This is a genomic window from Mycobacterium sp. 4858 (genome assembly GCF_900240975.1).
Classification (GTDB): Bacteria; Actinomycetota; Actinomycetes; order Mycobacteriales; family Mycobacteriaceae; genus Mycobacterium.
In genome coordinates this window covers 174,428-201,316 of record NZ_LT968775.1, presented here as the reverse complement: position 1 = coordinate 201,316, position 26,889 = coordinate 174,428, and the positions used below count along the sequence as shown (strand labels likewise).

29 protein-coding genes are annotated in these 26,889 nt (G+C 66.0%); 10 read left to right on the top strand and 19 right to left on the bottom strand.

Going from position 1 to position 26,889, the window contains the following annotated elements; translation table 11 throughout:
- Entirely contained in the window at positions 1 to 1,158 is a 1,158-nt protein-coding gene (locus C1737_RS01045; RefSeq protein WP_102416987.1) for a Zn-dependent alcohol dehydrogenase, read from the top strand.
- Here the strand turns inward: C1737_RS01045 and C1737_RS01040 are convergent.
- The 8 genes from C1737_RS01040 to C1737_RS01005 form a co-directional block, all read right to left on the bottom strand.
- Positions 1,151 to 1,888 (bottom strand): SDR family NAD(P)-dependent oxidoreductase, encoded by a 738-nt coding sequence (locus C1737_RS01040; protein ID WP_068097240.1) that lies wholly within the window; start codon positions 1,886 to 1,888, stop codon positions 1,151 to 1,153. The two genes, C1737_RS01045 and C1737_RS01040, sit on opposite strands and share 8 nt — an antisense overlap.
- A complete protein-coding gene (locus C1737_RS01035; RefSeq protein ID WP_102416986.1) occupies positions 1,885 to 2,079 on the bottom strand; it encodes a VOC family protein in 195 nt (64 codons plus the stop codon). Before C1737_RS01035 ends, C1737_RS01040 begins: the two co-directional genes overlap by 4 nt.
- Positions 2,080 to 2,146: 67 nt before the next feature.
- Positions 2,147 to 4,051, bottom strand: a complete 1,905-nt coding sequence (locus C1737_RS01030; RefSeq protein ID WP_102416985.1) for a YhgE/Pip domain-containing protein — start codon at positions 4,049 to 4,051, stop codon at positions 2,147 to 2,149.
- 2 nt (positions 4,052 to 4,053) lie between these two features.
- Entirely contained in the window at positions 4,054 to 4,731 is a 678-nt protein-coding gene (locus C1737_RS01025) for a hypothetical protein (protein ID WP_102416984.1), read from the bottom strand.
- A 13-nt stretch (positions 4,732 to 4,744) separates the two neighbouring features.
- Entirely contained in the window at positions 4,745 to 5,371 is a 627-nt protein-coding gene (locus C1737_RS01020) for a TetR/AcrR family transcriptional regulator (protein ID WP_068097232.1), read from the bottom strand.
- A gap of 80 nt (positions 5,372 to 5,451) precedes the next feature.
- Positions 5,452 to 5,643 (bottom strand): hypothetical protein, encoded by a 192-nt coding sequence (locus C1737_RS01015; protein ID WP_067922344.1) that lies wholly within the window; start codon positions 5,641 to 5,643, stop codon positions 5,452 to 5,454.
- Between the two features lie 87 nt (positions 5,644 to 5,730).
- The gene (locus tag C1737_RS01010) at positions 5,731 to 6,951 is read right to left on the bottom strand and encodes a cytochrome P450 (protein WP_102417715.1); all 1,221 of its coding nucleotides are present in this window, start codon (positions 6,949 to 6,951) and stop codon (positions 5,731 to 5,733) included.
- Positions 6,952 to 6,962: 11 nt separating this feature from the next.
- Positions 6,963 to 7,985, bottom strand: coding sequence for an LLM class F420-dependent oxidoreductase (locus tag C1737_RS01005; protein ID WP_102416983.1), 1,023 nt, complete (start codon positions 7,983 to 7,985; stop codon positions 6,963 to 6,965).
- 85 nt (positions 7,986 to 8,070) lie between these two features.
- Between C1737_RS01005 and C1737_RS01000 the strand changes: the two genes are divergently transcribed.
- A complete protein-coding gene (locus C1737_RS01000; protein WP_102416982.1) occupies positions 8,071 to 9,567 on the top strand; it encodes an acyl-CoA carboxylase subunit beta in 1,497 nt (498 codons plus the stop codon).
- Between the two features lie 83 nt (positions 9,568 to 9,650).
- On the opposite strand, the gene C1737_RS00995 is transcribed toward C1737_RS01000, so the two are convergent.
- The 3 genes from C1737_RS00995 to C1737_RS00985 are packed head-to-tail and all read right to left on the bottom strand — an operon-like array spanning position 9,651 to position 12,189.
- Positions 9,651 to 10,694 (bottom strand): TIGR03857 family LLM class F420-dependent oxidoreductase, encoded by a 1,044-nt coding sequence (locus C1737_RS00995; RefSeq protein WP_102417714.1) that lies wholly within the window; start codon positions 10,692 to 10,694, stop codon positions 9,651 to 9,653.
- Complete coding sequence (locus C1737_RS00990) at positions 10,691 to 11,071, bottom strand: nuclear transport factor 2 family protein (protein WP_067922353.1); 381 nt, start codon at positions 11,069 to 11,071, stop codon at positions 10,691 to 10,693. The genes C1737_RS00995 and C1737_RS00990 overlap by 4 nt, the downstream gene beginning before the upstream one ends.
- Positions 11,071 to 12,189, bottom strand: a complete 1,119-nt coding sequence (locus tag C1737_RS00985) for a PHB depolymerase family esterase (protein WP_102416981.1) — start codon at positions 12,187 to 12,189, stop codon at positions 11,071 to 11,073. Before C1737_RS00985 ends, C1737_RS00990 begins: the two co-directional genes overlap by 1 nt.
- Positions 12,190 to 12,357: 168 nt before the next feature.
- On the opposite strand from C1737_RS00985, the gene C1737_RS00980 reads away from it, so the two are divergent.
- From C1737_RS00980 to C1737_RS00955, 6 genes are all read left to right on the top strand, one after another.
- Positions 12,358 to 13,350 carry a Rieske 2Fe-2S domain-containing protein gene (locus C1737_RS00980; RefSeq protein ID WP_102416980.1) on the top strand — a complete coding sequence of 331 codons (993 nt, stop codon included), beginning with the start codon at positions 12,358 to 12,360 and terminating at the stop codon, positions 13,348 to 13,350.
- On the top strand, positions 13,347 to 13,967 hold the full coding sequence (locus C1737_RS00975) for a cysteine hydrolase (RefSeq protein WP_102416979.1): 621 nt from the start codon (positions 13,347 to 13,349) through the stop codon (positions 13,965 to 13,967). The genes C1737_RS00980 and C1737_RS00975 overlap by 4 nt, the downstream gene beginning before the upstream one ends.
- Positions 13,964 to 14,584 (top strand): PaaI family thioesterase, encoded by a 621-nt coding sequence (locus C1737_RS00970; protein ID WP_102417713.1) that lies wholly within the window; start codon positions 13,964 to 13,966, stop codon positions 14,582 to 14,584. Before C1737_RS00975 ends, C1737_RS00970 begins: the two co-directional genes overlap by 4 nt.
- 8 nt (positions 14,585 to 14,592) lie before the next feature.
- Positions 14,593 to 16,245, top strand: a complete 1,653-nt coding sequence (locus C1737_RS00965; protein WP_102416978.1) for an acyl-CoA synthetase — start codon at positions 14,593 to 14,595, stop codon at positions 16,243 to 16,245.
- Between the two features lie 97 nt (positions 16,246 to 16,342).
- Positions 16,343 to 17,545, top strand: coding sequence for a cytochrome P450 (locus C1737_RS00960; protein WP_102416977.1), 1,203 nt, complete (start codon positions 16,343 to 16,345; stop codon positions 17,543 to 17,545).
- A 21-nt stretch (positions 17,546 to 17,566) separates the two neighbouring features.
- Positions 17,567 to 18,784 (top strand): CaiB/BaiF CoA-transferase family protein, encoded by a 1,218-nt coding sequence (locus C1737_RS00955; protein ID WP_102417712.1) that lies wholly within the window; start codon positions 17,567 to 17,569, stop codon positions 18,782 to 18,784.
- Between the two features lie 210 nt (positions 18,785 to 18,994).
- Here the strand turns inward: C1737_RS00955 and trxA are convergent, their stop codons facing one another.
- Both trxA and C1737_RS00945 read right to left on the bottom strand, forming a co-directional pair.
- On the bottom strand, positions 18,995 to 19,369 hold the full coding sequence (trxA, locus tag C1737_RS00950) for a thioredoxin (RefSeq protein ID WP_067922367.1): 375 nt from the start codon (positions 19,367 to 19,369) through the stop codon (positions 18,995 to 18,997).
- Positions 19,370 to 19,421: 52 nt separating this feature from the next.
- Entirely contained in the window at positions 19,422 to 19,802 is a 381-nt protein-coding gene (locus C1737_RS00945) for a carboxymuconolactone decarboxylase family protein (RefSeq protein ID WP_067922370.1), read from the bottom strand.
- Positions 19,803 to 20,004: 202 nt separating this feature from the next.
- Between C1737_RS00945 and C1737_RS00940 the strand changes: the two genes are divergently transcribed.
- Together C1737_RS00940 and C1737_RS26660 are read left to right on the top strand one after the other, a co-directional pair.
- The gene (locus tag C1737_RS00940; protein ID WP_102416976.1) at positions 20,005 to 21,462 is read left to right on the top strand and encodes an NAD(P)/FAD-dependent oxidoreductase; all 1,458 of its coding nucleotides are present in this window, start codon (positions 20,005 to 20,007) and stop codon (positions 21,460 to 21,462) included.
- 11 nt (positions 21,463 to 21,473) lie between these two features.
- Positions 21,474 to 21,647 (top strand): hypothetical protein, encoded by a 174-nt coding sequence (locus C1737_RS26660; protein ID WP_156751764.1) that lies wholly within the window; start codon positions 21,474 to 21,476, stop codon positions 21,645 to 21,647.
- Positions 21,648 to 21,714: 67 nt separating this feature from the next.
- Here C1737_RS26660 and C1737_RS00935 read toward each other — a convergent pair whose 3' ends face one another.
- The 6 genes from C1737_RS00935 to C1737_RS00910 form a co-directional block, all read right to left on the bottom strand.
- Entirely contained in the window at positions 21,715 to 22,566 is an 852-nt protein-coding gene (locus tag C1737_RS00935; RefSeq protein WP_142393407.1) for a hypothetical protein, read from the bottom strand.
- A complete protein-coding gene (locus C1737_RS00930) occupies positions 22,563 to 23,477 on the bottom strand; it encodes a hypothetical protein (protein ID WP_142393406.1) in 915 nt (304 codons plus the stop codon). Before C1737_RS00930 ends, C1737_RS00935 begins: the two co-directional genes overlap by 4 nt.
- Before the next feature lie 149 nt (positions 23,478 to 23,626).
- Entirely contained in the window at positions 23,627 to 23,905 is a 279-nt protein-coding gene (locus C1737_RS00925) for a hypothetical protein (protein WP_067922381.1), read from the bottom strand.
- A 369-nt stretch (positions 23,906 to 24,274) separates the two neighbouring features.
- On the bottom strand, positions 24,275 to 25,054 hold the full coding sequence (locus C1737_RS00920) for a hypothetical protein (RefSeq protein ID WP_233214605.1): 780 nt from the start codon (positions 25,052 to 25,054) through the stop codon (positions 24,275 to 24,277).
- A gap of 185 nt (positions 25,055 to 25,239) precedes the next feature.
- Positions 25,240 to 25,572 carry a hypothetical protein gene (locus C1737_RS00915; protein WP_082972798.1) on the bottom strand — a complete coding sequence of 111 codons (333 nt, stop codon included), beginning with the start codon at positions 25,570 to 25,572 and terminating at the stop codon, positions 25,240 to 25,242.
- Between the two features lie 86 nt (positions 25,573 to 25,658).
- On the bottom strand, positions 25,659 to 26,876 hold the full coding sequence (locus tag C1737_RS00910; protein WP_102416971.1) for an acyl-CoA dehydrogenase family protein: 1,218 nt from the start codon (positions 26,874 to 26,876) through the stop codon (positions 25,659 to 25,661).
- Positions 26,877 to 26,889 lie beyond the last annotated feature (13 nt).

Here is a 26,889-nt window from a genome sequence, read left to right as displayed (position 1 = left end):
TTGAAAACTAAGGGAGCGCTCCTACACGACGTCGGCGGACCCTGGTCCGTCGAGGAAATCGAACTCGATCCGCCGCGCGCCGGCGAAGTCCTGGTCGAGATGGCGGCGGCCGGGCTGTGCCACTCCGACGATCACATCCTCAAGGGTGACATGTCGGCACCCAACGAGGTGATGCGATCCCTCGGCCTGCCGACCATGTTCCCGACGATCGGCGGACACGAGGGATCGGGCATCGTGCGGCAAGTCGGCGATGGTGTAACGGACTTCGCCCCCGGAGACCACGTGGTGATGTCGTTCGTCGCGGTGTGCGGCCAGTGCCGGTGGTGTGCGACGGGCATGGAATACATCTGCGATGTCGGCGCCTTAACCCTGACGCCGGGCATGCCCACCGACGGCACCTTCCGTCATCACACCGCCGACGGGCGGCCGCTCGGACATCTGGCGAAGGTCGGTGCGTTCGCCGAACACACTGTGGTGTCGACGAATTCACTGGTGAAGATCGAGCCGCAGCTGCCGCTGGCTCCGAGCGCGTTGCTGTCGTGCGCCATTCCGACCGGCTACGGTTCGGCCGCCAATCGCGCCGGCGTGCGGGGCGGTGACACCGTCGTCGTCATCGGAGCTGGCGGGATCGGCACCGGCGCGATCCAGGGTGCGCGGATCAGCGGTGCCGCGCAGATCGTCGCGGTGGACCCGGTGGAATTCAAGCAGAAATCCGCTTTGCAGTTCGGCGCGACCCACAGCGCCGCCACGGTCGCCGAGGTGCAGGACCTGGTGCGGGACTTGACCTATGGCGTCATGGCCGACGCCGTGGTGGTCTCACCGTCGCTGATCACCGCCGAGGATGTGCGCGATGCGCTGCAGCTCACCCGCAAAGGCGGGACGTGTGTGCTCACCGGCATGACCTCCCAGCTGACCCGCTCGGTCAAGATCGATCTGCAGGACTTCATCCTGATGAACAAGACGCTGGCCGGAACGATATTCGGCTCGTGCAATCCGAGGGCGGACATCTCGCGGCTCGCCCGGCTCTATCAAACCGGACAACTTCAGCTCGACGAGATGATCACCCGGCGCTATCGCCTCGAGGAGATCAACGACGCCTACGACGACCTTCGCAACGGCAAGATCGTCCGCGGCATCATCGATTTCGGGATCAGCTGAGGCCCTTTCGGCCCATCACCCGCTGCAATTGGCCGTAGGCGTCGATGGGGCTGTGCAGCGCCAGGCCGCCGTCGGCATGCACGACTTGGCCGGTCACCCAAGGCAATTCGAGCACGCCCACGATCGCGCCGGCCACGTCGACGGCGTCCCCCAAACCGCCCAATGCGGTCCGTTCGGACAGGGCCTCCACCCAGCCGGGCAGCTGTTCGGGTTTGGCCAGCATCGGCGTCCGCGTGACACCCGGGCCGACGGCGTTCACCCGGATGCCGTGCCCGCCCCACTCCGCCGCAGCGACCTTCACCAACATGTCCACCCCCGCCTTGGACACGCAGTAGGCGCCCATATCGCGGTCGGCGAGGGTACCGCTGATGCTGGAGACGGCAACGACCGAGCCGCCCACCCCGGCGTCGATCATCGCCCGCGCCGCGGCGCGGATCGTCAGCCAGGTGCCCGTGAGGTTGACGGTCAACACCCGGTTCCATTCTGCGGGCGACTGTTCGAGCAGCAGGCCCGAGGCGCCGATGCCGGCGCAGGTCACGACTCGGGTGGGCGCGCCGTGGTCGCGCACGGTTTGCGCCATAACGGCCGACACCGCGTCGGGATCGCTGACATCGCAGGCGATGTCGGCGCCGGCGAGGTCCCACACCACGACGTCGTGGCCCGCTTCGCGCAGTCGTGCGGCGACTTCACGGCCGATCCCGGACGCGCCTCCGGTCACCAGCGCCGTCATTGCGCCGGTCCGATCAGCTCGACCAGTACGCCGTCGGGCGGGGTGATGACGGCCGTCGGCGTTGTCTTCCCGCCGGCAGCCGGCGCGGTGATTCGATGAACACCGTCGGCGAGTGCGGGGCCGTCGCGCCAGAACTGCTTCGAGCGTTCGACGTCGGCCGTACGGATCGCGGCATGGTGAACACCCAACATCGGCTTCCTCTCGATTGCAGACCTGTCCACCATCATGCAACGTCGATTGTTGACGCGGAACTTTTGCCTACATCTTGATCGCGGGTATCAGCCTGCTCAGATTCCAGACCCGGTCTCTTCGTGCGCACAGGCAGGAGATCGCCAGTGCGCCAGCCGTTATCCCCACCAGCACGATGATCGCCTGCCATAGTCTGGCGTCGATGCCGCCCAGTATGAGCTGGCGGAGCCCGTTGACCCCGTAGGTCATCGGGTCGAAGCGGTGCAGAACCTGGAAGGGCCGTGACGTGGTTTCTACGGGATACATGCCGCCCGCGCTGACCAACTGCAACATAAGCAGAGCCATGATCAGCACCCGGCCCACCGCAGCACCGACGAGTGCGTTGATCGCCTGCGTCGCGGCCACGAACGCGCCGGATATCAGCATCATGAACCCCAGCATCGCCGCTGGGTGCACGGCGTGCACACCGAGGGCGAACCGGACCACGCAGTAGAGAATGACGGCTTGGAATACCGCGATCGCGGCGGCCGGCAGGTAGCTGGCGAGCACCACGCGGATCGCGAGCACCTCGGCGGCGATCGCGCGACTCTGCAAGGGCCGCAGCACCATCCACAGCACCAAGGCACCAAAGAACAAGGCGAGGGTGAGGAAGAACGGAGCCATCCCGGTGCCGAAGTTGGGCGCGGCGTTCTCATGTGAAGCTTCGAGTTGCACCGGACCTCCGATGGTGTCGGCGACCGCATCCTTTTGCTGGGTTGTCCAGTTGGGCACCTGCTTGGCCCCGTCGGCGAGTTTGGTCGCCAGCTCGGCCGATCCCGTCTTGAGTTGTCGTGCGCCGTCGTCGAGTTTGGCGATGCCGCCGGCCAATTCGGCATTGCCGGTGGCAACCTGCTGGGCTCCGTCGCGCAGCTGGGTCAGCTTGTTCGTCAGCTCCTGTCCCTTGCTTCCGACCTGGTCGAGCGCCGACCCGAGCGGACTGCCCGGGGTACGCAACCCCGCTGTCAAGGCGATCGCGGCGTTCTGCGCATCGGTGAGCTGCTGGCGAATCTGGGGCGTGAACTGGTGACCCCGGAGCTGATCTTGGATGCCGCGCAGGTTGTTCGCCAGCGGATCCTGTCGCGCGGAGAGCTGATCGATCACCGATGAAAGCGAGTTTGCGGCGGCATCCTGCGCTGTGGCGATGGCACCGATCTGGTCGTTGGCCTGCTGAAGCGCGGCCGCGCCCTGTTGCAGTTGCTGCGTGCTGCCGCCGATTTCCGACACCGCCTTGCTCACCGCCAGCAGCGGGTCCGTGGCCTGGTTGATTCCGTCTGACAGTTGCTTGGCCCCCGTGGCAAGCGTTGCCGAGCCGGACCGGGCGGTGTCTAGACCGGCCACCAGCTGACCGGCGCCGTCATCGAGTTGAGCGGCACCGTCGGCGGCCTGCTTGATACCCGCTCCCGACGAAACCACCACCGACAGCATCTGATTGACGGCTTGGCCCGAGATTCGGCTGGACACGGCGTTGAGCACCTGGCCGATGGCGGTGCGACCGATACTCGTCGAGATGTAGTTGTTGGCGTCGTTGTAGACGGCGATCAGGTTGGCCTTCTTGGGTTGCCCGGTCACCGGTGATGCGATCGCCGCGCTGAAGTCCGGCGGCAACTCGACCATGAAGTAGTACTTGCCGTGGTCGACTCCGTTGCGCGCCTCCGGCAAGTCCACGACGTGCCAGTCCAAACCGCCGTCCGCGGTCAGACTCTTGGCGATCTCCGCGCCGGCGTTGAATTGCTGCCCGGACACGACAGCGCCACGGTCGGAGTTGACTAGCGCCACCGGCATCTTGTTGGTGTGGCCGAAGGGATCCCAGAACGCCCACAGGTAGAGCGCCCCGTACACCAGCGGCAGCAGCATCAGCACGATGATGGCCACGCGCGTCAATCGGCTGCGGCCGAAACGTTTGATCTCCGAGCCGAATGCGAGTCCAGCCAGCATCTTCAGTCCTCTCCGGTCAGGATGCGATGATCGTGTAGTTCGTGGTCGGGCGCGTCCGTGCCGAGCGGGTTGGTCACCCCGACGACAACGGTGCGCCGCTTGGCGATCTCGCCGAGCCTGTCGACCGCGATCGCTCGCCGGGAATTGTCGCGAACCTGTTCGAGGTCGCCGACCACCAGGATCGGACGGTTCGACAGCAACGCCAGCGTGATTCGGAGAAAAAACAGCTCCAGGTCTGACAATTCAACGATGTAGGTGTCATGGGACGGTGGGGGTATTTCGTCGAAGACCTCGGTCAGCTCGGCCGGACCCGATTGCAGCGGCACCGATGAATACCACGGCGCCAGCCAACGGCGTTGCTCGGCGAGCACGGTCCCCACGGTCACCGATTCCTCCAGGTCGTCGATGTCTTCGAAGGCCGCGATCGAGCAGTGCCGACGGATCGCGCGCGCGGTCGTTTCGCCGAGGACGGTCAGCGTGCCGTGGCTCGGTTTGAAACGTCCCGCGAGCGTCAGCAACAGCGCGGTCTGGCCGGGTCCGCCGGGCATCTGAATCGCGTGAAACCCCGGCGTCAGGGCCAGGTCGACCCCCGAGAACAGCGGCCCGTGCTCGCCGTCGACCCCCAATCCGGCGGCGATGATCACGGGCGCGATGTCGTCCGGTTCGTCTTTGGCATCCATGGTGTGGCTTTCCCTAATCGCCGGAATTCGGAATCGATTCCAGCAGTGCGGTGATCAGTTGTGCGAGCAGATCGGGGTTGATGGTTCCCGGACGCAGCACCTCTTCCATCGCGACGCCCAGGTTGAGGGTGACGACGAGCTGGGCGATGTCGGTCAGCCGCCGGTCGCCCGGCACGGTGTCGGTCGATTCGACGATGTGCAGCGCCTGGTCGGCCGCGGCGCGACGGCGCTCGATCAGACGTTCCCGAATCTGCGGATCGCGCTGGGCGCGCAGCCAGTACTCGACGAGCAGCACGTAGTAGTCGGAATTGTCGCGGACCGAGTCGAGCACCGACCGGCTCACCTCGCGCGCGGCCGCGGTGGTGTCGCCGTCGCTGCGGTCCAGCGCTACCGCGATCTGCTCGCCGCGCAGCTCGAACTCGCGGTCGAGCAGGGCCAGGAACAGCTCGTCCTTCGACTCGAAGTTGGAATAGACCGCGCCCTTGGTGAAGCCCGCGGCCTGACCGATCGTGTCGATGGTGGCGCCGGCGAAACCCTCGGCGGCGAACACCTTCGACGCCGCATCCAGGATTCGGTCGCGAACCTCGCCCCGGGTGGGGCGGGTGCGAAGCGGTTTGACGGGCGACATGGCCAACAGCATACCCTTTAGTATCGAGTGGATACCAGCTGGTATCGAGGGAGGCGCGGAGCGGGCCAGTTCGGGCTGGATCCCGCGATCGCCTAAGCGAGCTTGGCCAAGGTGCGATCCCACAGCTCGCGCGCGAGCACGGGATCGTCGGCCGCGCGGTTCGCCCTGGCGACTTGGCCCTTCGCGTAGTACTCGCCGGGGGACCAGTCGAGGCCTGGTGTGGTGGAGGCCAGCCAGACCAGCTGGTCCGCGCCTCGATCCGGGGTCTTGATGAGGCGGCTCACCGGGGTGCGTTGCAGTCCTCCCGGGGAAGGTGCCGACCGGGATCGTCGCACACGCTGACTAAGCGGGTTGCTCAGCCCGGCCGCCGCTCAGGCCAGCGTGTAGCGCACCGGCAGGTGCTTGAGGCCGCCCACGAATGTGGTGGCGACCAACTCCGGCTCCCCGGTCAGCTCAATGGATTTCAGCCTGGGCAACAGCTCGGTGAAGAAGCTGTTGACCTCCATGCGGGCCAGGGCGGCGCCCATGCAGAAGTGCACCCCGTAGCCGAAGGCCAGGTGTTTGTTGGGCTCACGCCCGACATCGAAGCGGAACGGCTCGGTGAAAACCTCCTCGTCGCGGTTGGCCGACACGTAGGACAGCAGCAGTGAATCGCCGGCCGCGATGGGCACCCCCCGCACGGTGGTGTCTTCGGCTGCGGTGCGCATGAATTCCTTGACCGGGGTCACCCAGCGGATCATCTCCTCGGTGGCCAGTGGCATCAGGTCGAGGTTGTCGCGCAGTCGCGCAAGCTGGCCGGGGTTTTCGATGAGCGCGTGCAGGCCGCCCGAGATGGTCGCGCTGGTGGTGTCGTGGCCGGCGGTGGCGACGATGAGGTAGTACGACACCGTGTCGATGTCCGACAGCGGCTCGCCATCGACGCGGGCGTTGGCGATGGCGGACGCGAGATCCTCGGTCGGGTGCTCGCGGCGCGAATCGGTCACCTTGTTGAAGTACTGGAACATGTCGAACAATGCCGGCAGCTGGTCCTCGTTGGTGGCGCCGCGCTTGAATTCGGAGTCGTCGCTGCCGAATAATTCCTGGGTCAACTTGAGCATCCGGGGGAAATCCGCCTCCGGCAGGCCCAGGAGCGACATGATCACGTAGAGCGGGTAATTGACCGCCACTTCCTGGACGAAGTCACACTCGGGACCCGCGGCCATCATCTTGTCGACGTAGATCTTGGCCAACTCGTCGACGCGAACCCTCAACGCCCGCATCGCCTTTGGCCGGAACCAGTCGGACCCGATCGCGCGCACCACCCGATGCTGTGGATCGTCGAGGTGGATCAGCGTGCGCACGCCCGCGGCCGCCTGCATCTCGTCGCCCTCGGCCGTCGTCAGGACGGGGCGGGGCCAGTTGGTGAACAGCGTGTTCTCGCGTTCGATGTCCATGATGTCAGCGTGCTTGGTGATCGCCCAGAAGGGCCGGTAATCCGGCACCTCGACCCACGACACCGGTGCGTTCACGCGCAGGTGAGTCAGCGCCGCGTGCAGTCGCCGCTCGTCGGTGTACGCCAGGGGGTCAGCCAACAACCGTCCGGCGTCATCCATCGTGGCTGCGGTCATCGGCGAAACTCCTTCATCGCGGCGGTTATACAGGCATGAGTGGCGTTGTAGAAGATCGGCAGCACACGGTCGACCGCGCCCTCACAACGACTTTTCAGGGCGGCGCCGACCGTGTCGACGGGGCCCACGACCGCGAAAGCCGCGAGCATTTCGTCGTCGATCAGCGATCCCATCGCATCCCATTCACCTTGCTTGGACAGCAGGTTCAACTCGGTGTGCAAGTCGCCCCAGCCGTGCAGCGCAAGCACTTTCTGGTATGCGGGCGTGGATCCGTAGAAGGCGATCTGCTTTCGGGTGGCCGTCATCGCCGCCGCCAGCTCCGCTTCGTTCTCGCCGGTCGCCACCATCACCTCGCACGACACCTGGAAGTCGGCGCGGTCGCGGCCGCCGCGCTGCATGCCCCGCAACAACGCCGGCATCGTCACTTCGTCGAGGTAGCGCCTGGACACCATCGGGTGACCGAGGTGTCCGTCGCCCACCTCGCCGCACATCTCGGTCATCGCTTCGCCCACCGCGGCGATGAACACCTTGGGGGCCGGATACGGCTGGGGCTCCGGTGTGAACATCGGGGTCATGATCTTGTGGGTGTAGAAGTCTCCCTCGAAACGCAACTTGCCGTCGTCGTGCCACGCGGACCAGATCGCGTGCAGGGCGGCGACGAACTCCCGCATGCGACGGGCGGGATGACTCCACGGCATGCTGAAGCGCTTTTCGATGTGGGGCTGAATCTGGGTGCCCAGACCGAGGATGAACCGGCCCTGCGAGTACGCCTGTAGGTCCCAACCGATGTTGGCGACGATCATCGGATTGCGGGCGAAAGCCACCGCGATGTTGGTGCCGAGTTCGAGCCGCGACGTGTGTTCGGCGGCCAGCAGTAGCGGCAGAAACGGGTCATGACTGGTTTCTGCCGTCCAGCCGCCGTCGTATCCCTCGCGTTCCAGGGCGACCGCCGCATCGGTCACCCGCGCCAGCTGATTGGGAATGCCCCCGTCGACCTTGAGGCGGGCGGCGTCGGCCATGCGGGTAACTTTACAGTAAGCAATCCAGTATGTGACCCCGCAGATCTACTCGCGAGACGAAACTCCCATGAGGTAGGACATAGGCATGACAAAACCCCCGGATTGGGAGGAGACGCTCGAGGACCTCGACCGGCGCCGTCAGAAAGCGCGGGAGATGGGCGGTCCGGAACGGCTCGACAAACACCGCGGCAAGGGCAAGCTCGACGCCCGCGCGCGCATCGGCCGCCTGGTCGACCCGGGGAGCTTCCGCGAAATCGGCACGCTGGTCGGCGGCGACATCGCGGCCGACGGGCTGGTCGTCGGCTCCGGATCGATCAACGGTTCGCCGGTGATGTTGGGCTCGGAGGACTTCACCACCATGGCCGGCAGCATCGGACCCGGCGGTAACTCCAAGCGCTACCGCATCGCCGAACTCGCGCTGCGCGACAAGGTTCCCCTGGTGATGTTGCTCGAAGGCGCCGGTTTTCGTCCTGGCGGTGGGCATTACGGCCGGAGCCCGACCGACCTGCTCGCCCAGGCGCAGTGTTCGGGCCGGGTACCGACCGTCGCCGCCGTGCTCGGCCCGTCGGCCGGACACGGTGCGCTCGTCGCCCCGGTCTGCGACTTCCGGATCATGAGCAGACAGGGAGCGATCTTCACCGCCGGACCGCCGGTGGTCAAAGAGTCCACCGGAGAAGAGATCTCGAAGGAGGACCTCGGCGGACCCGTCACCGCCCTGCCGAGCGGGGTGATCCACAACGTCGCCGAAGACGACGAAGCCGTGATCGCCGATATTCGCCGGTACCTGTCGTACTTCCCGCCGAGCGCGTGGTCGTACCCGGCACCGCTGCCGCCGGACGAGGCCAGCGGGCCACGTGCGACGCCCGAACTGCTCAACATCGTCTCCCGCGACAACCGCCGCATCTACGACATGCGCGCCGTGCTCGACGTGGTCTTCGACCGGCCCGACTGGTTCGAGGTCCAGCCGCGGTACGGCAAGGCGATCATCTGCGCGTTGGCTCATCTCGGTGGCCACCCGGTCGCGGTCGTCGCGAATCAGCCCAATGTGCTCGCGGGCTCCATCGATGCCGACGCGGCGGACAAGGCGGCGCATTTCATCATGGTGGCCGACTCGTTCCACCTGCCCATCGTGTTCCTTGCCGACAACCCGGGCATGCTGCCCGGCAGTCGGTCCGAACGCAGCGGCGTGCTGCGTGCCGGTGCGCGGATGTTCGCCGCGCAGACGACGGCGACCACGGTCAAGCTGCACATCACGCTGCGCAAGGCATACGGATTTGGCTCCATGGTCATGTCGCTGTTGGGTTTCGATCACCAGAGCGCGACCTTCGCGTACCCGGGCGCGACTATGGGCGCCATGAGCGCGGCGGCGTTGGGACGGGCGACGCATGCCGGTGAGGACGTCACCGCGAAGCTGCGTGACGCCGAGTTGCAGGCGTCCTATCGCTCGGCCGAACATCTGGGCTTCGACGAACTCATCGATCCCCGCGAGACCCGCGACGCCCTGCTGAGTTCACTGCTTCGCGGCCTGTCCAGCAGACAGGCCGTGGCGGAGCCGGTCAGCCGGACCGTCATCCTGCCCTAGCGCGCGAGTTCCCTTGGGCGCGAACGTGCGTGCCTGCTCACGACACGCCGGTGCAACGTGTCGTTACGCGCACGCTCGAGGCGTTAGGCTCCCGCCCGGTACGCCGCGATGACGGGCTCCAGTTCGTCCGGCGTCGCGCCGTGCATGATCACCGCGTCGGCCCCGTAGTCGAATTCCTTGCGGACGCGCCCCGCGCATTGCCGGGCCGACCCGGTGGCCGACGGTTCCAGCCACTCGTCGGGAATCAACGTCGCGATGTGCTCGATCTGCTCGGCCGTGGCCTTGTGGTCGATCCCGCCCGCGATCGAGGTCACCACGGGGTCTTCCCGGAAGCGTTGCAGCACAGCGGGATCCCAGTCGTTCGTCCGCACCATCAGGTCGCCGTAGCCCTGCAGATAGGTGGCGAGGCGCGCGACCGTCTTCTTCAGCCGAAGCCCCTCGGGGAGGTGGTCACCGACCGTGGCGAAGCACGACCACACCCGGACGCTGTCCGGGTCGCGGCCGGCCTTCTCAGCCGCGGACTTGACGGTCTTGACGCAGCGCCGCAGCGTCTCGGGGGTGAAGTAGGTGTGCAGGATGACGTCGTCGAAGACCCGGCCCCCGAGTTCCAGGGTATTGGGCCCGAAAGCCACCAGCGCCAACCGGATGTCCTCGTCGAAGTCCGAGTCGAGGAACAGGATCGGGTATTTGCCCATGGGCCCGTCGTGGTTGAAGATCAGCTCCCCGCGCCACAGGCGGCGCATGACCTGTGCCCAGTCTTCCATCTGCGCGGTGGTGACCGCCGGTATGCCGAACGCGCCGTAGATCGCCGCGATCCCGCGGCCGATACCGAGCGTGAAGCGCCCGCCGGAGAGCCGGTGCATGGTGGTGGCCCACGACCCGGTGATCAGCGGGTGGCGGGTGTTGTGATTGGTTGCCGCGGTAGCGATCTGCATCCTGTTCGTCACCGCGCACGCGGCGCCGACGAGGGACGACGCCTCCTTGACGTTCCAGCGCTCGGAGATGAAGGCGGTGCCCATGCCGAGCTCCTCGCCGCGGCGGGCCTCGTCCATCAACGCCGCCGGGCCTTCTCCACCGGCACCGGCCAGCAGGTAGTACCCCAACTCATCAAGCGTGCGATCGCTCAACTCCAAACTCCTTGTTTGTAGCCGCAATTCCAGACTTCGGCGATCTTCCCATCGACGACGCGGAACACCTCGATGCTGGCGACGTTGGTTTCGGTGCCGCCCTTGGCGGTCATCGACGAGTCGTAGACGATCGCGACGTGCTCGCCGTCGTCCCCGGCCACGACGATGTTCAGATCGAAGCGCAATGTGTCGAGTATCGCCCAGACGTCCTCGATCCGGTTGACCGCCTGTTGGCGGGTGAGAGTGTGCGCCTCCCCCACCTCGTGCCGGATCACGGTGTCGGCGAACAGCTCCTCGGCCAGGGTCAGGTCGCGCTCGTTCCAGACCACCAGGTTGTAGAGCTCGACGACCTCACGGGCCGTGCGTGCGGTGGCCATCAGCCGGCGACCTCGCGCAGGAACCGATCGGTCACTTTCTGCACTCGCCGGGAGAAGACGTGCCCGACGTGGCTGCCGTCATACCAGAACAGTTCGCCACCCCAACGCTCCTGCAACGCGACCGCGGGATCGCGCATGGCCATCCGGTCGTGCCAGGCGCCGACGATGAGCCGGCGATGCGGCGGCGGTGCCGGATCGACTCGCAGCGGATCGATTACCGACGTCAGTTTCGCCACCTCCGGGGATGTCAACAGGTCGCGAAAGTCGTCCTGGGACGATCCCCAGCGGCCCAGGTGGCGGGCGATCATCGCGTTCAGCCCCAGGATCGGCGTGTACAGCGCGACCGCGTCGACCTGCCTCTCCAGGTGGGACACCAACGCCGCGACCGGAGTCCCCATGGAAATCCCGGCTACCACAACCGTGCTCGCTTGAGGTTGTGCCCACCGCACCACCGCTCGGACCTCCGACACAGCGCGCATCATGCCCGCGACGTTGCCCAACGGATCCATGTCCGGGTACGCGGGCCATTCGCGGCGCCGGCAGCCGTGGCCGGGCTGCACCGGCAGCGCAACGTTGAAGCCGAGCTGGTGATGTATTCGGCCGATCCGGCTCAACAACAGGTCTTCGGTGCCGCCCTGGCCGGCGCCGTGCACCCAGATGAGCCAGGGTCTCGGGCCGTCGCGGTGCCGGCACAGGTGCACCACAGCCCTCGCCGGTCCGCCGAGTCCCTCGGCTTGCAGGGTTTGCGGCAACGCCGGATCGTGCTCGAACGCCATCCGCTCGTACGCCAGGTTGCCGACGCGGCGCCGCCGCACCGAGGTCGCGCGCAGCGGCATCGGGTCCCCGTGCGCACGGTCGATGCCCAGAGCGGACAACTCCTCTGCCGCGGCCATGCAACCAACGAGGGGCCGCATTTCCGCCGGGCTCCCACCCAGCAGCGAAAAGCCGCTCAGCACAAGCTCGTCCAGGATGACCTCGCCGAACTGTCGCACGCCACGCGGTGACACCGGAGTCCAGCCGGTCGATTCGTTCAGCCCGGCCACCGTCCGGGGCAACAACATGGCGAGCTCACGGGTCGCCTCCCTGACCAGCCCCAGCCCGCGCGTCACCTTCGACATGCCATTCCCCTACGCCGGCTTTGAACCGGTATATCCGTCGGCCGCGCCCAGCGCCGTCGGCGCGACGAGCGCGATGCCCTGTGTCATTTCGCTCCTTGCCGTGCGCGGGCCGGACTGCTGAAATCTATACTGTAATCCACTTAGTATCTGGCAATCGGAGGCACCGGCGTGAAAGTGCCCTTCACCTGGAAGGTCACCGGGTGGTTCATGGTCGGGTGGTCGCCCGAATTCCCGGTTGGCCAAGTGCGGCCGCTGAAGTACTTCGGCGAGGATCTGGTCGCCTACCGGGACGAGTCCGGCGAGCTACACGTCCTGGAAGCACACTGCAAACACCTCGGCGCCCACATCGGCCACGGCGGCAAAGTGCTCGGCGACTGCGTCGAATGCCCCTTCCACGGCTGGCGCTGGGGCCCGGACGGCACCAACCGGTACATCCCCTATCAACCCGACCGGCCCAACCGCGCGCTGCGGCTGCGGGTGTACCCGGTGTGCGAGCAGTACGACTGCGTGTTCATCTGGCACCAGCCGGAAGGCAAGGAGCCGCAGTGGGACATGCCGGACATCTTTAGGAAATTTCCGCAATTCGAGACCGACCCGACGGCGTATTACCGCGCGTACCCGGAGTTCTCGCGACGCACCGAACACGAGCCCGTGCATCCGCAGATCGTCGCGGAGAATGCCCCCGACAGCGCACATTTCGAATACGTACACCATGCCACGGTGACGCCGCGGGTGCTGGACTGGAAGATCGTCGACCACGAGTGGCAGTTCGTCGCGGGCTGGCCGGACGCACGCAGCGACAACCCCGACGATCTCGCGCTGCGGTTCCACAGCCACCTGTTCGGCCTGGGCGGAGCGATCAGCGTCTTCGAGGGGGCCCAGAACCATCGGCTGATCTTCACCTGCACGCCGGTCGACGACGAGTGTTCGGACCTGTTCTACTCGATCTGGTGGCCGCGGGTCCCCGGCGACACATCCGAGGTACCGCAGGGCAAGCTGCGCGACGTGATCGAACAGCAATTCCTGTCCACCGTCTTCGACGATCTGCGAATCTGGCGGTACCAGAAGTACGTGGAGAATCCGGCGCTCTCCAAGGTGGACGCGAAAGGGTATATGGCACTGCGGAAGTGGGCCAAACAGTTCTACGAAGTACCGGCATGACACCGAAACTCTCCGAGATCGCGGCACCCGAGCGCACCGCGATCGTCACGCAGGAGTGCCAGGGGGCGGTGATCGGCCCGAACGCCGGCCTGGGGATGCTGGCCACCGAGGCGCGCCGAGTCGCCCTGCCGAATATCGTCCGGCTGTTGCCGGCGGCCCGGGCGGCCGGTGTCCGCGTCGTGCACTGCTTGGTGCAGCGGCGGCCCGACGGGCTCGGCTCCAACCACAACGCCAAGATCTTCGCCATGGGGCACGGTCAGGTCGACATCACCCCGGGCACCCCCGGGGCGGCCGTACTGCCCGAATTGGGACCGGAGCCAAGCGATCTGGTGCTCAGCCGCTGGCACGGCGTCGGGCCTATGGGCGGCACCGACCTGGACGCCATACTGCGCAACCTCGGGGTGTCCACCATCGTCGTCGTCGGGGTGTCGCTGAACATCGCCATCCCCAACGTCGTCATGGACGCCGTCAACGCCGCCTACCGCGTCGTCATGCCCCGCGATGCGGTCGCCGGCATACCCACCGAATACGGAGAGGCCATCATCGCCAACACCCTGTCGCTGCTCGCGACCATCACCACCACCGACGAATTACTCGACGTGTGGACGCGGCCATGACCGACACCGCACCCGGTGTTCGTGGCGGATTCCCCGACGTCAAACCCGTCGAGGACGCGCCCGAGGAACTGGGTCCATTCGTCGCCGCGCTGCGCCGCCTGCAGGACCTGACCGTGTCCACCAAGCCCGACCCCGCGCTTTGGGCCGCCGCGACCATGCACCTGGAGAGCGCTTGCGCGCTGCTGGACGGCCACCAGGTCCCGGAGACCGAGTCGGTCGCCGGCCGAGTGCTGAGCCTGCCCGGGTTGGCCCACCCCTTGATGCCGCCCTGGATGGTGACCGAGTCAGGCCCCGACCGCGTAACCATGGCCGGCCACTTCACCACAGCACACATCGGCGGAAACAACGCCGTGCACGGCGGCATGATCCCGCTGTTCTACGACTGGCTGCTCGGCATGGTCGTGTCCACCGCGGACATCCGGCCGACCCGCACGGCCTATCTGCACGTCGACTATCGCAAGATCACCCCGATCGACGAGCCGCTGACCGCTCAGGGACGAATCTCCGGTATCGACGGCCGGAAGGTTTTCATTGACGCTACTATGACAGCCGCCGATGGAACCTTGCTCAGCGAAGCCAACGGCCTGATGGTCCGCCTGCTACCCCACCAGCCGTGAGAGGCCAGATGTCCGACACAGCAACACAATTCACGGTGGCCGCTGTCGCGAAGGCCGTGGCGGCCGCGATTCCCGACCGGGAGCTGCTGATCCAGGGTGAACGGCGGTACACATACGCACAGGTGCTCGAACGGTCGCACCGCCTCGCCGCGTACCTGCACTCCCGCGGGCTGGGCTGCCACACCGAACGCTCCGGGATCCCCGGCCACGAGGCCGGTCAGGACCTGCTCGGCATCTACGCCTACAACGGGAACGAATTCGTCGAGGCACTGCTGGGCGCGTTTCAAGCCCGAGTCGCCCCGTTCAACGTCAACTTCCGCTACGTCAAGAGCGAGCTGCAGTATCTGTTGGCAGATTCGGGGGCGACCGCGCTGATCTACCACGCCGCATTCGCGCCACGGGTGGCCGAAATCCTGCCGGATCTCCCGCAGCTGCGGGTCCTGATCCAGATCGCCGACGACTCCGGCAACGAATTGATTTACGGTGCAGTGGATTACGAGACCATCATCGCGTCCTCCACGCCGGAGCCACCCCCGGTGCGGCCTTCGCCCGACGACCTGTACGTCCTGTACACGGGCGGCACGACGGGCATGCCGAAAGGTGTGCTGTGGCGCCAGCACGACATCTTCATGACGTCCTTCGGCGGGCGCAACCTGATGACCGGCGAGCCGTTCGGGTCCGTCGAGGAGATCGCGGCGGGAGTGGTCGCGGGCCCCGGCACCAAGTTGATGATCCTGCCGCCGCTGATGCACGGCGCGGCCCAGTGGAGCGTGATGACGGCGATCACGACCGGGCAGTCCGTCGTCTTCCCTTCGGTCGTCGATCGTCTGGACGCCGACGAGGTCGTCCGCACCATCGAGCGCGAACGGGTGGCCGTGGTGACGGTGGTCGGTGACGCGATGGCCCGCCCGTTGGTGGCCTCCATCGAGAAGGGGATCGCGGACGTGTCGTCGTTGGCCGTGGTCGCCAACGGGGGCGCGTTGCTCACCCCGTTCGTCAAGCAACGATTGATCGAAGTCCTACCGAACGCCGTGGTGGTCGACGGCGTCGGATCCTCGGAGACCGGCGCGCAGATGCACCACATGTCCACCTCGGGGGCGGTGTCCACCGGCACCTTCAACGCGGGGCCGGACACGTTCGTGGCCGACGAGGATTTCGGCACCATCCTGGAACCGGGCCACGACGGGATGGGCTGGTTGGCGCAGCGCGGCTACGTCCCGCTGGGCTACAAGGGCGATGCCGCCAAGACCGCCAAGACATTTCCCGTCATCGACGGGGTTCGCTATGCGATCCCGGGCGACCGGGCCCGCCACCGCGCCGACGGCACCGTCGAACTGCTGGGCCGCGATTCGGTGACGATCAACTCAGGCGGCGAGAAGATCTTCGTCGAGGAGGTCGAGACCGCCATCGCGTCGCACCCGGCGGTGGCCGACGTGGTGGTCGCCGGCCGTCCCAGCGAGCGATGGGGTCAGGAGGTCGTGGCCGTCGTCGCGCTGGCCGAAGGCGCCCGCGCGGACGCCGAGGAGTTGGTCGCCCACGCCGGGCAATCGCTGGCCCGCTACAAACTTCCCAAAGCGGTCGTGTTCCGCGCGGCGATCGAACGCAGCCCGTCGGGCAAGGCCGACTACCGGTGGGCGCGCGAGCAGGCAGTGAACGGCTGACGGCCGCGTGAACGCCCATATTGTCTACTGTAAGAATTACAGTATGATCTTGCGCAAGGCGCCTTGCCGTTCCCGCTGACGATGCTGGAGATCTAGGGTGACCACCGACGTGCATGCGGCAGCCAATGGCCAGACCGTCAGCCTGCGCGACCCCTACCCGTTCTTCGCGCGAAAGCGCCGCGAATCCGGGGTGTTCCGCGGGACGGTCATGGACTACTCCAAGACGCCCGAGTCGTTGATCCCCAAGCGCGAGTTCTCCGCGGTTTCGTTCGATGCGGTGAACAAGGTCTTTCGGGACGGCCGGGTGTTCAGCTCCGCGCCATACGACAAGACGATCGGCCTGTTCATGGGGCCGACCATCCTGGCGATGGAGGGAAAGAAGCATCGCGACCACCGCAACCTGGTGTCCGCCGCATTCAAGTCCAAGGCGCTGGCCCGGTGGGAGAACACCATCGTGCGGCCGATCTGCAACGCCCTGATCGACGAGTTCGCCGGCACCGGCGAAGCCGACCTGGTCCGGCAATTCACCTTCGAATTCCCCACCCGTGTCATCGCCCGGCTGCTGGGCTTGCCCGCCGACGACCTGCCGACGTTCCGTAAGCGCGCCGTGCAGCTGATCAGCTACCACGTCGACTACGAGCATGCCTTCGAGGCCTCGGCGGCGCTCAAGGACTACTTCCTGGAGCAGATCGCACTGCGCAAGTCCCGCCCCACCGAGGACATCATCGGCGACCTGGTCACGGCGGAGATCGACGGTGAAAGGCTAAGCGAGGAAGCGATTTACTCCTTCCTGCGGCTGCTGTTGCCGGCCGGGCTGGAGACCACGTACCGGTCATCGGGCAACCTGCTGTACCTGCTGCTCACCCACCCGGACCAGTTCGCCGCGGTACAGGCCGACCGCGCGCTCTTGCCGCAGGCCATCGAGGAGGGCGTGCGCTTCGAGACGCCGCTGACGACGGTCCAGCGATTCACCACCGAGGACACCGATCTCGAAGGCGTCGAGATCCCGGCGCGTTCGGTGGTCGGGGTGTGCATCGGCTCCGCGAACCGCGACGAGCGGCGCTGGCAGGACGCCGAGGAATTCGACATCTTCCGCACGCACCTGCCGCACATCTCCTTCGCCGCCGGCGAGCACACGTGTCTGGGCCTGCACCTGGCGCGGCTGGAGACCCGCGTCGCGGTCGAATGCCTGCTGGATCGGGTGACCAATGTCCGGTTGCTCACCGACGACGACCCCCACATCCACGGCCAGCCCTTCCGTTCTCCGACGGCGCTTCCCGTGACGTTCGACGCGAAGTAGGGTCCGAAAATGGTCAAAGTGATGTCGGGCTTCCGGGTCCTGGAACTTGCGCAATTCACGTTCGTCCCGGCGGCGGGCGCCATCCTGGCCGATTGGGGCGCCGACGTCATCAAGGTCGAACACCCGCTGCGCGGTGATACCCAACGCGGCTTCCTCAACATGGGCGGCATCCAGATCGATCCGGAGCGGCATCCGCTGATGGAGCATCCCAACCGGGGCAAGCGCAGTGTCGGAATCGACGTCTCCACGCCGGGTGGCCAGGAGGTGATCTACGAACTGGCCAAGACCGCCGACGTGTTCCTCACCAACTACATGCCGGCGCAGCGCCAGAAGCACAAGTTCGACGTGGAGCACATCCGCGCGGTGAACCCGAACATCGTGTACGCGCGCGGATCGGCCTACGGCGACAAGGGCGCCGAACGTGACACGGGCGGCTATGACGGGACGGCATTCTGGACGCGCAGTGGCATCGGATACGCGCTGACGCCCGAGGAGCTGGGTGGCGCACTGGGGCAAGGCATTCCGGCATTCGGCGACTCCATCGGCGGCATGTTCATCGCCGGCGGCATCTCGGCCGCGTTGCTGCATCGCGAGCGCACCGGCGAAGCCCTCGAGCTCGACGTGTCGTTGTTGAGCACGGCCTGGTGGGCCGCGGGAGCGAGCGTGACGCAGGGCATGGAGACCGGACAGGTGATGCGCACTCCCATGCCGGGCTCCGCCACCGCGATGTCGGTGAACCCCTTCATGGGCAACTACGAAACCTCCGACGGCGGCACCATCAACCTGTGCATCATCAGCCCGACCGGATTGATCCGCGACACTTTCGAGCATCTCGGCATTCCCGAGGCGGCTGATGATCCCCGCTTTTCCGACGTGCTCCCGCTGATACAGAATGCCAACGCGGCCGCCGAACTGATCGCAAAGGCCTTCGCCGGCAAGTCCTTCGACTATTGGCGGCAACACCTGAAGACGATGAAGGGCCAGTGGGCGCCGTTCCAGAGCTTGCTCGACCTGGTCGACGACGAGCAGGCCCTGGCCAACGACATGGTCAGCGAGGTCGAGCTCGCCAGCGGCGGAAAGCCTTTCCGCGTCGTGCGCGGTCCGGTGCAGTTCAACCACGAACCCCTGGTGACCACGCGTGCGCCCCAGGCCTCCGAGCACACCGAGCTCGTGCTGATGGAACTGGGCATGGATTGGGACCGCATCGAGGAACTGAAGGACTCGGGAGCCATTGCGTGAATGCGCCATGCCATGACTGACGTGGCGATCATCGGCGGCATTACCTAGCGATGCTCTGGCCGCAGGTGCATCGTTGATCGATCGGCACCTGCTTCATCACGCTCTCGGCGTGCGCGCCACACCCCGCCCAGGTGATCTTTCCGCAGCGCCGGCAGCGAACGGGGTAACACATGGTTGCTTCCTATCGTCCAGGGCGAAGCGAGTGCGCCACTACGCCCTCACAGCAGCTTTACGCTCGGCGATCTTGGCGTGGACCTTTTCCATGTCAAGACCCTTGACCTGATCGATCAAGTCGTCGAGCACGGCTGGTGACATCGCGCCCGGCTGACTGTAAATGAGGATGCCGTCGCGGAACGCCATGATCGTCGGCACCGAGCGGATGCCTACCGTCGCGGCCAGATCGCGCTCGGTGTCGGTGTCCACCTTGGCGTGCACGATCTCCGGGTGGTTCTGCGAGGACCGGTCGAAGACCGGCGCGAAAGCCCGGCATGGCCCACACCAAGGGGCCCAGAAGTCAACGAGCACAATCGGGTTTGCGACTACGGTCGACTCGAAATCGGCGGCGGTCAGCGTCTTGACGGTCATGGTTGCTCCTTTCGGATGATGGTGAGGATCGGGCCGAGGCGGCGGTCGCCGCTCATTGGGCCGGCCCGGCGGCGTCGTCCGCGATCTTGTCGGCGAATTCGCAAAATGCGCTGTAGGCGCGTGCCCCGTAGATCGTCGCCGGGCCACCATGCATGAGAATGCTGACGCCGATGGCCTCGGCGGCCTCTTCCTTGGATGCTCCGGCACGGGCCGCCCCCTGAGCGTGGGAGGCGATGCAGCCGTCGCATCCGGCAACGACCCCGATCGCCATCGCGATCAGCTCCTTGAACTTCTTGTCCAAGGCGCCCGAGGTCAGTGCGCCGTTGCTCATTTCGGCAAAACCCCGGTACACGTCCGGGATCATCTTGCGCAGGGCGCGGTGCTGGGGGTTGAGGTCGTCCAGCACCTGTTGGTAGTGGTTGTGTTCCGTCATGCCATGTACAATACCTATACGGGTAGGGGTATTCCGCGATATGCGCCCGATTTTTTCTTCGGTGCGCATATGCCCCGGCCATAGAGTCCATCGGCCCTAGGAACGCGTCACCGCGGGGCGCAATCTGGCCTCGGAGCGCCCGGCGTTCCCACGCGGCAACCATGTCGTGCGGCGATGCCGGCGCACGGGATAAGGAGCAACAATGGCACGAGTCGTCGTCCTCGGCGCCGGTATCGCCGGGCATACCGCCGCGCTACACCTTCGCCGGTGGCTGGGCCGCAGTCACGAAGTCGTCGTGATTTCTCCCAATGCCGACTGGAACTGGATTCCGTCCAACATCTGGGTCGGGGTCGGCCGCATGGATCCCGCCAAGGTTCTCATTCCGCTCGAACCCATCTACCGCCGCAAGGGCATCGTGTTTCATCAAGCGCTTGCCACCCTGATCCATCCGGAGGGCACCAAAGATCAGTCGGCGCCGTCGGTGGACTTCGCCTACACCGATGAGGAACACAACGGCCAGAGCGGCACCATCACGTATGACTACCTCATCAATGCCACCGGGCCGCGCCTGAACTTCGCGGCGACCCCCGGACTCGGCCCCGCCGGCCACTCATACTCGGTGTGCACCGCGGCTCACGCCGTCGAGGCGGCCGAGGCGCTCGACCGGGTCATCGCCAGGCTGAAGGCCGGCGAGAAGCAGCGCCTGGTCATCGGCGTCGGGCACGGCACCTGCACCTGCGAGGGCGCGGCCTTCGAATACGCCTTCAACGTCGAGCACACGTTGCGGGCCGCCGGTGTGCGGGACCTGGCCGACGTCGTCTACCTCACCAACGAGTACGAGCTGGGCGACTTCGGCGTCGGTGGCATGAGTTTCGTCGAAAAGGGCTTCGTGCAGTCCAGCCGGCTGTGGACCGAGTCGCTGTTCCGTGAGCGCGGCGTCAAAGCCATCACGCAGGCGGCCGTCCACGAGGTGATGGACGGCAAGCTGCGCTACGAACAACTGGACGGCAGAGAGCACGAGCTGGACTTCGACTTCGCCATGCTCCTACCGCCGTTCAAGGGAGCAGAACTGGCGGCATACGACAAGGACGGCAACGACATCAGCTCCGTCCTGTTCGCGCCGTCAGGCTTCATGAAGGTCGACGCGGACTACTCGGGCAAACCCTATGACGAATGGTCCGCCGAGGATTGGCCACACACCTACGAGTCCCCCGCCTACCCGAACATCTTCGCCCCGGGCATCGCGTTCGCGCCCCCGCACCCCATCTCCCGGCCGCGCACGAGTCCCAACGGGACCGTGATCACGCCCAGTCCGCCGCGCACCGGCATGCCGTCGGGCGTTATGGCCAAGACGGTCGCTGAAACCATCCGCGATCGAATCACCAAGGGAACGGCCGCGGTTGCGCACCGCGCCTCGATGTCGAGCATGGGCGCCGCATGCGTCGCCTCCGCAGGTACCGGTTTGCGCGAAGGCTCGGCCGCCGCCATGACGATGTTCCCGGTGGTACCCGATCCGGTGAAGTACCCGCAAACGGGTCGTGACATCGCCGGCACCTCCGGTGAGCTCGGGTTGGCCGGCCACTGGATCAAGCTGCTGCTGCATCATCTCTTCATTTACAAGGCGAAAGCCCGCCCATTCTGGTGGCTGATCCCCGAATGAAAGGCACTTCGATGGACGACGAAAACACCTATTCGGACGTGAACGCGCTGACGGCCGAGCGCATCGCCGATGCACCGCTGCCCACTCCGGCAACACTCCGGACGCGGCAGAACATCTTCGTGCAATTCGGGCGGTTCATCCGTATCAATCTCAAGATGCTGCGGATCATCTACGGGCACGGCTGACGGGCCGCCCAGGTGTGCGTCGACGAACTGGAGTTCGCCGTGCCATGGTGCGCTTGCTATTTCGCGTTCAAGGCATTTGGTAGGCGCACCTGCCGGGCTTGTGCTCGGTGAGCGGGACGGGTTGGCCATCGACCCGAATCGCACAGTCATGGGTACCGTTGTGGTCGGTGTAGTTCAACGCCAGAAGTTTGCTTCCGGTCACCTCCACCGTCTGCGACCACGGCGTCGAAACCCACTTGGTCGTGCTGGGCGGATACACCGGCGTGCCTGGGTCGGGGATGACCGAGAAAACGTCACCGCCGCCCAAGACCTGATAGGTAATGGTGTGTTTGCCCGGCCCGGGTGCGTTGTTTTGCGGCTGCAGCCCGCCGGTGGCGCCGACGCCCGCGTTGGCGTTCTCCTGCCACGTTTCTTGCCGTCGCTGTGGGGTGACGCACACCGCGTCGCCGTCGTATCCTTCGCGCCATACCAGGCCCGAAACACACGTCTTAGGCCCATAAGGGCCACCGCCTGCATAGCCGTCGCCTCGGGCGGCGGCGGCATTCTCATTCTGAACCTCTTGAGCGATGCCCGGCGGCACACAAACGTTGTCGCCGGGTCGCGTCAGCCGCGGAACCTGGCCGGCGATGTCGCCGGGAATGCATCCGCCGTTGGCCGAAGCGGGCGGTGACGCGACGACAGCTCCAGCGACGGTGAGGGCAGCCGCACAGACCGGCAACATGGGTGATTGCCACGTGCCGCGAATGAGCTTGGCCACGGGCGTGGGCTGCGATGCGAAGTGACTAGACATGCGAAGGCCTCCTAGAGGGTCCCGGCTGCTTCCGACGCGATGGCGGGCACGGCGGACAGAGAAATACGTTGTTCCCCAACGAATATGATGGGGCAGCGGTTTGGCGCGAATTTGCGCGTCAGAACTCACAGGCCGCCGGTGACGTCTTGTTCGACGTGGCCGAACTCGTCGTCTTGGCCATTGAACGTGCCGTGGCATGAGACCACCAAGTGATACTTGACGCCCAGCGGTGGCGCCAGGAAGTCAAGTCTGGTGGCATCATTCGGGTTGACGTTGAAGTCACGGTGCACCGCCGGCATCAAGAGCCCGTTCTTCGGCGCGGCGTCATACGTGCACTTGCCAGGCAATGTCGAGGTGTTCTTGACGTTCACCGCCACTGACGTCGGTGACTGCTCGACATTGACCGCGACCGCGTTCTTCGGCGGCTTCGGCGCAGGAGGCGACGGATTCGGCGTCTTGGAGCAATCCGAGCCGGCAGGCAGCTCGTAGTTACCGGTACACCGCACCGGAAGGTTGTTCGGGATCGCTGCTGCCTTACAAGTCTGCCCAGCCGGAACGGTCGGAGTCTCCGAACCCGCCGGACACTGGACGGCCGCCGGCGGCGCTTGGGGCGCGGCGGCCGGCTTACCGAGCACGACGGCGACGGCATCGTCATCTCCCTTGCGGAAGAAACCCACGCCGAAGTCCTTGTTGCTGCAGTCGTTGATGGCAGGAGCCGCCTCGCCAACGGCGATGCGGGTAGCCCCCTCCGCGTTGTTCGCGCTGCCGAAGGGAAAGGCCGTCGTGACGGCGAAGGTGCCCTTGTACTGTCCGGTCGGGGGCACCCCCGGCAGGTTGTTGCCGATGGCATGCTGCGCCTCCCCCTCCAGGGGGATGCTGTAGTTCAAAGGGGGACAAGTCGATCCTGCTCGCGCGTTGTTAACCCCCTGCCGGATGGCAGCGAGTGGATCGGCGGACGCGATCGGCGCCATCGTCAACGCGAGCGCCGAACCCGTCAGCGCCGCGAACGCAACTGCAACTGCTGCCCGGGTTCTGGTCATGGTGATCTCCTTTTCGTCGCCACCCGCGCACGCCGGATGCGGCAGGCCGGCGTGTCGGTGTCCGTCCGACATGCACGACGCTAAGTGGAATGGTCAGATGCGGTAATAAGGAGAATCCCTACTCTTGTGCGTTCATTGACCTGTCGGGGTTATTTGGGTACCTGCGGGGCAATTTCGTGAGCAAGTTTCACGGCGGCGGCGTTGGCCTGCTCCGCGGAGAGCCTCAACACGGCCACCTGCACGGTGTTGACGCGATTCCCCGCGGCGAACTCGACCCCGCCGCCACCCATGTACCGCATGCCGTCCGGCCCCGGCGTGCTGGGGTCGGGGAAGCCGGCCGCCGGCGGAGGGAGCTTGTCGTTCAGGGCGGTCCCCGGATTGCTGATGGTCAATGAGACCGATTCGTCGGTCGCCGTGTTCGTCCACATGCAGTCCCCCTGATCGGGATCCTTTCCTGTCGACACCCCTGTCGCCGGAGCGCCCAGCAACGACGTAATCTCCTGTGGCGCAATCATGGAGCACGCGTCGATGCGGGTTCCTGAGCGCGGCGTGGCGTTGGCCGCCGACTGCGACGGCCCTGATCGGCCCGCAGCGTTCCCCGGCCCGCTCGACCCGCATCCGGCCATCACACAGGACAGCGCGGCGACGATGGCCAGTGCTTTCGTTCGGTGGACCTCACCACCGGTCGTCCGGAGCCAATACCGTGTCCTGTCGATGGCCGTGCCCGCTTGTTGTCGCACAGGCGTCTCTTTTCTACTCGAATCTGGTTCACTGCAGGGATTTTCGTTCGGACGCACCTATTGCTTGGCCAGCACTACGGTAACGACGTCGACGCTGCGGTCATCGTGTCGGACGAAGCCCACACCGAAGGTCGTGTTACTGCAGTCGGCAATGGCGGGATTCGCTTTTGATGTGGCGCTTTGGATGGCCTTGATAATCGGGTCACCGGAACCCAGGAAGCCCACTTCGCCTGCCCTCAGTGCGGCGTTCTCGGTTCGCGCGTATTGCTGGGCCTCGTTTTCAAGGCTGGTCCGATACGTCAATGCTGGACAATGGGATTGGCTGCGCGCCTGGATGACAGAATCCGCCGCCACACCAAGTCCGGGACCAGGCTGCTGGTTTTGCGGCGGCGCGACTGACGGTTTGGTCGACTGGCCCAGCACGATCGTGACGACGTCGACACTGCGGTCATCGTGCCGGATGAAGCCCACCCCGAAGTCGGTGTAGTTGCAGTTCGCCAGTGCACTTTTCGCCTTGGCCATCGCGCTGTCATCAGCCTTGGCGAAGGGATCACCCGAACCGAGAAAGCCGACCACCGTCCCGGGATATCCGCCGGCCTGCGGCGGCTTTTCGGTGGTCGCGTACTGCTGGGCGATGCTGTCGAGGTCGCTACGCGCCGTCAGTCCTGGGCACGTCGTGGTGCCGCGAACATTGTTGACGTAGTCGCGCGTTTGCTGTTGATCGGCGTGGGCGATGCCGCTCGGTATTGCGCCCACGAACACGACAAGGCCGGTAATGGCGGTCGCGACCCCAAGCGGTGCTGATTGTGCTGTTCTCGTCATGACGGTTTCCTTCATCAGTGTTAGACGCGCCGCCGCGCCGGCGCCCGGGCCATCCCTGCGACGGTTCGTTGTGCGCCCAGCGTTACTAGGACTGTGGTCTCAGCGGGCGTTCGGGAGAAATAGGGGATTTCCCTATCGCTGCGATGCGGTCGGGTCGAATGGCACGGACGCGGGTCGCGGGGAGCGTACGGCCGGGCGGGTCAGCGGTCCCGGAATCGCACCCATCCGACAGCCGAACTGATCCGTTGCGCTGGGTCGCCGGCATCCTGGCAAACCTGGGCAACGAGCGCGGCCGACTCGGCAGCAAAGACACCGAACGCGTAATCGTCCGCCGGCACGCCCATCGCCGTCAGCAGCCGGACCTGCTTGCCATCAGTCGACACGGATGCGGCACTGGTGTTGAGACGATCAACGACGTCGCCGATCGAGTGGGCGGGTGCCTGCGGCCCGTACCACTCGACGAGGAACCCCTGTGTGTGCTCCTCGATATTCGCCATCGGCACCACGCTACCGATGCCGGCGATCGTCAACATCAGGGTTTTCCCTAGCACGTATCGGGTTCCCATTTCGGGGCTGCGAGTGCTCGGTGTAGCTGCACACGCCGACGTCCTCGCGAGGATTACCCGTTCGCGCTGATCGAAGACACCTTCTTGACCGGCGGCGCGTACGCGGGCTTGCCCAGCCCGAGGGTGTACTGGGCGATCATGTTGCGGAAGACCTCCAGTGTTCCGCCATAGATGCCCACCAGTGGGGCGAACCGGTAGGCGTATTCGGCGCTGCCGTCGTCGGCGGCCGCCTCGGCTCCGTACGGCAACGCGGACGCGGCGCCGAGGATGTCCATCAGTTCCGGGGAGATGTCGCGCATCGTTTGTGCGATGGCCACCCGGCCGAAAACGCTCGGGGTGGCCAGCGCCACCTCCAGTCGGGCAACGCTGCGGCCCAGTCGATACGCGACCGACTTGTCTTCGATGAGTCGGCGGCCCTCGCCGTCCGTGCGCGCCACGCAGGCCGCCGCCTTGTCCACCGCCTCGGACAGAAAACTGGCCTGGTGCATCATGATTGACGTATCCTGCAGACCGTCCGGGGCGGCGGCGACGGCGCCGTGCTCGACGTTGAGCGGTTCGCGCAGCACCGTCCAGCCCCCGTTCACCTCGCCCAGCCGGTATTTGTCGTCCACGCGGACGTCGCTGTAATAGACGATGTTGGTCCGATCGCCATCCACCGTGCGGATACCCTGGATTTCGATGCCGGGCGAATCCAGCGGCACCAGGAACATGGTCAGGCTCTTGTGTTTCGGCGCGTCCGGGTCGGTATTGGTGATCAGGAAGACGTATTGGCAGTTATGGGCGCCGGTGGTGAACATCTTGGAGCCATTGATGACCCAGCTCGATCCAACCGCCTCCCGTACCGCGCGGGTCTTACAGGTGGCGACATCGGAGCCGCCTTCGGGCTCGGTGTAGCCGAGGCACAACCGAACCTCGCCGCTGAAGACTTTCGGGAGCACCTCCTCACGCAGTTGCGGTGACCCGAACTTGTCCACCGAGCGGGCCACCATCGCGGTTGTCCCCCACGTCACCCACGGCACATGTGCCCGCCGCTTCTCCAACTCCCAGATGCGCCGCCGCACCCGGCTGAGACCACCGTCGGACTCCGGTTTCCATTCCGCCGCCAAATAGCCTGCGGCGCCGAACTTCAGGTGCAGGCCCTCGTCGAAGTTGTCGCCGGTTTCCCTGTCGCGGCGCCTGACCTCTTCGGTCATGTGCGTGGCCAGAAAGCTGCGCGCTTCGTCGCGGAATGCCTCGTCGGCTTCGGACAGCTCGACGCGGGAGAAATCCATCGTGTTGCCCCTT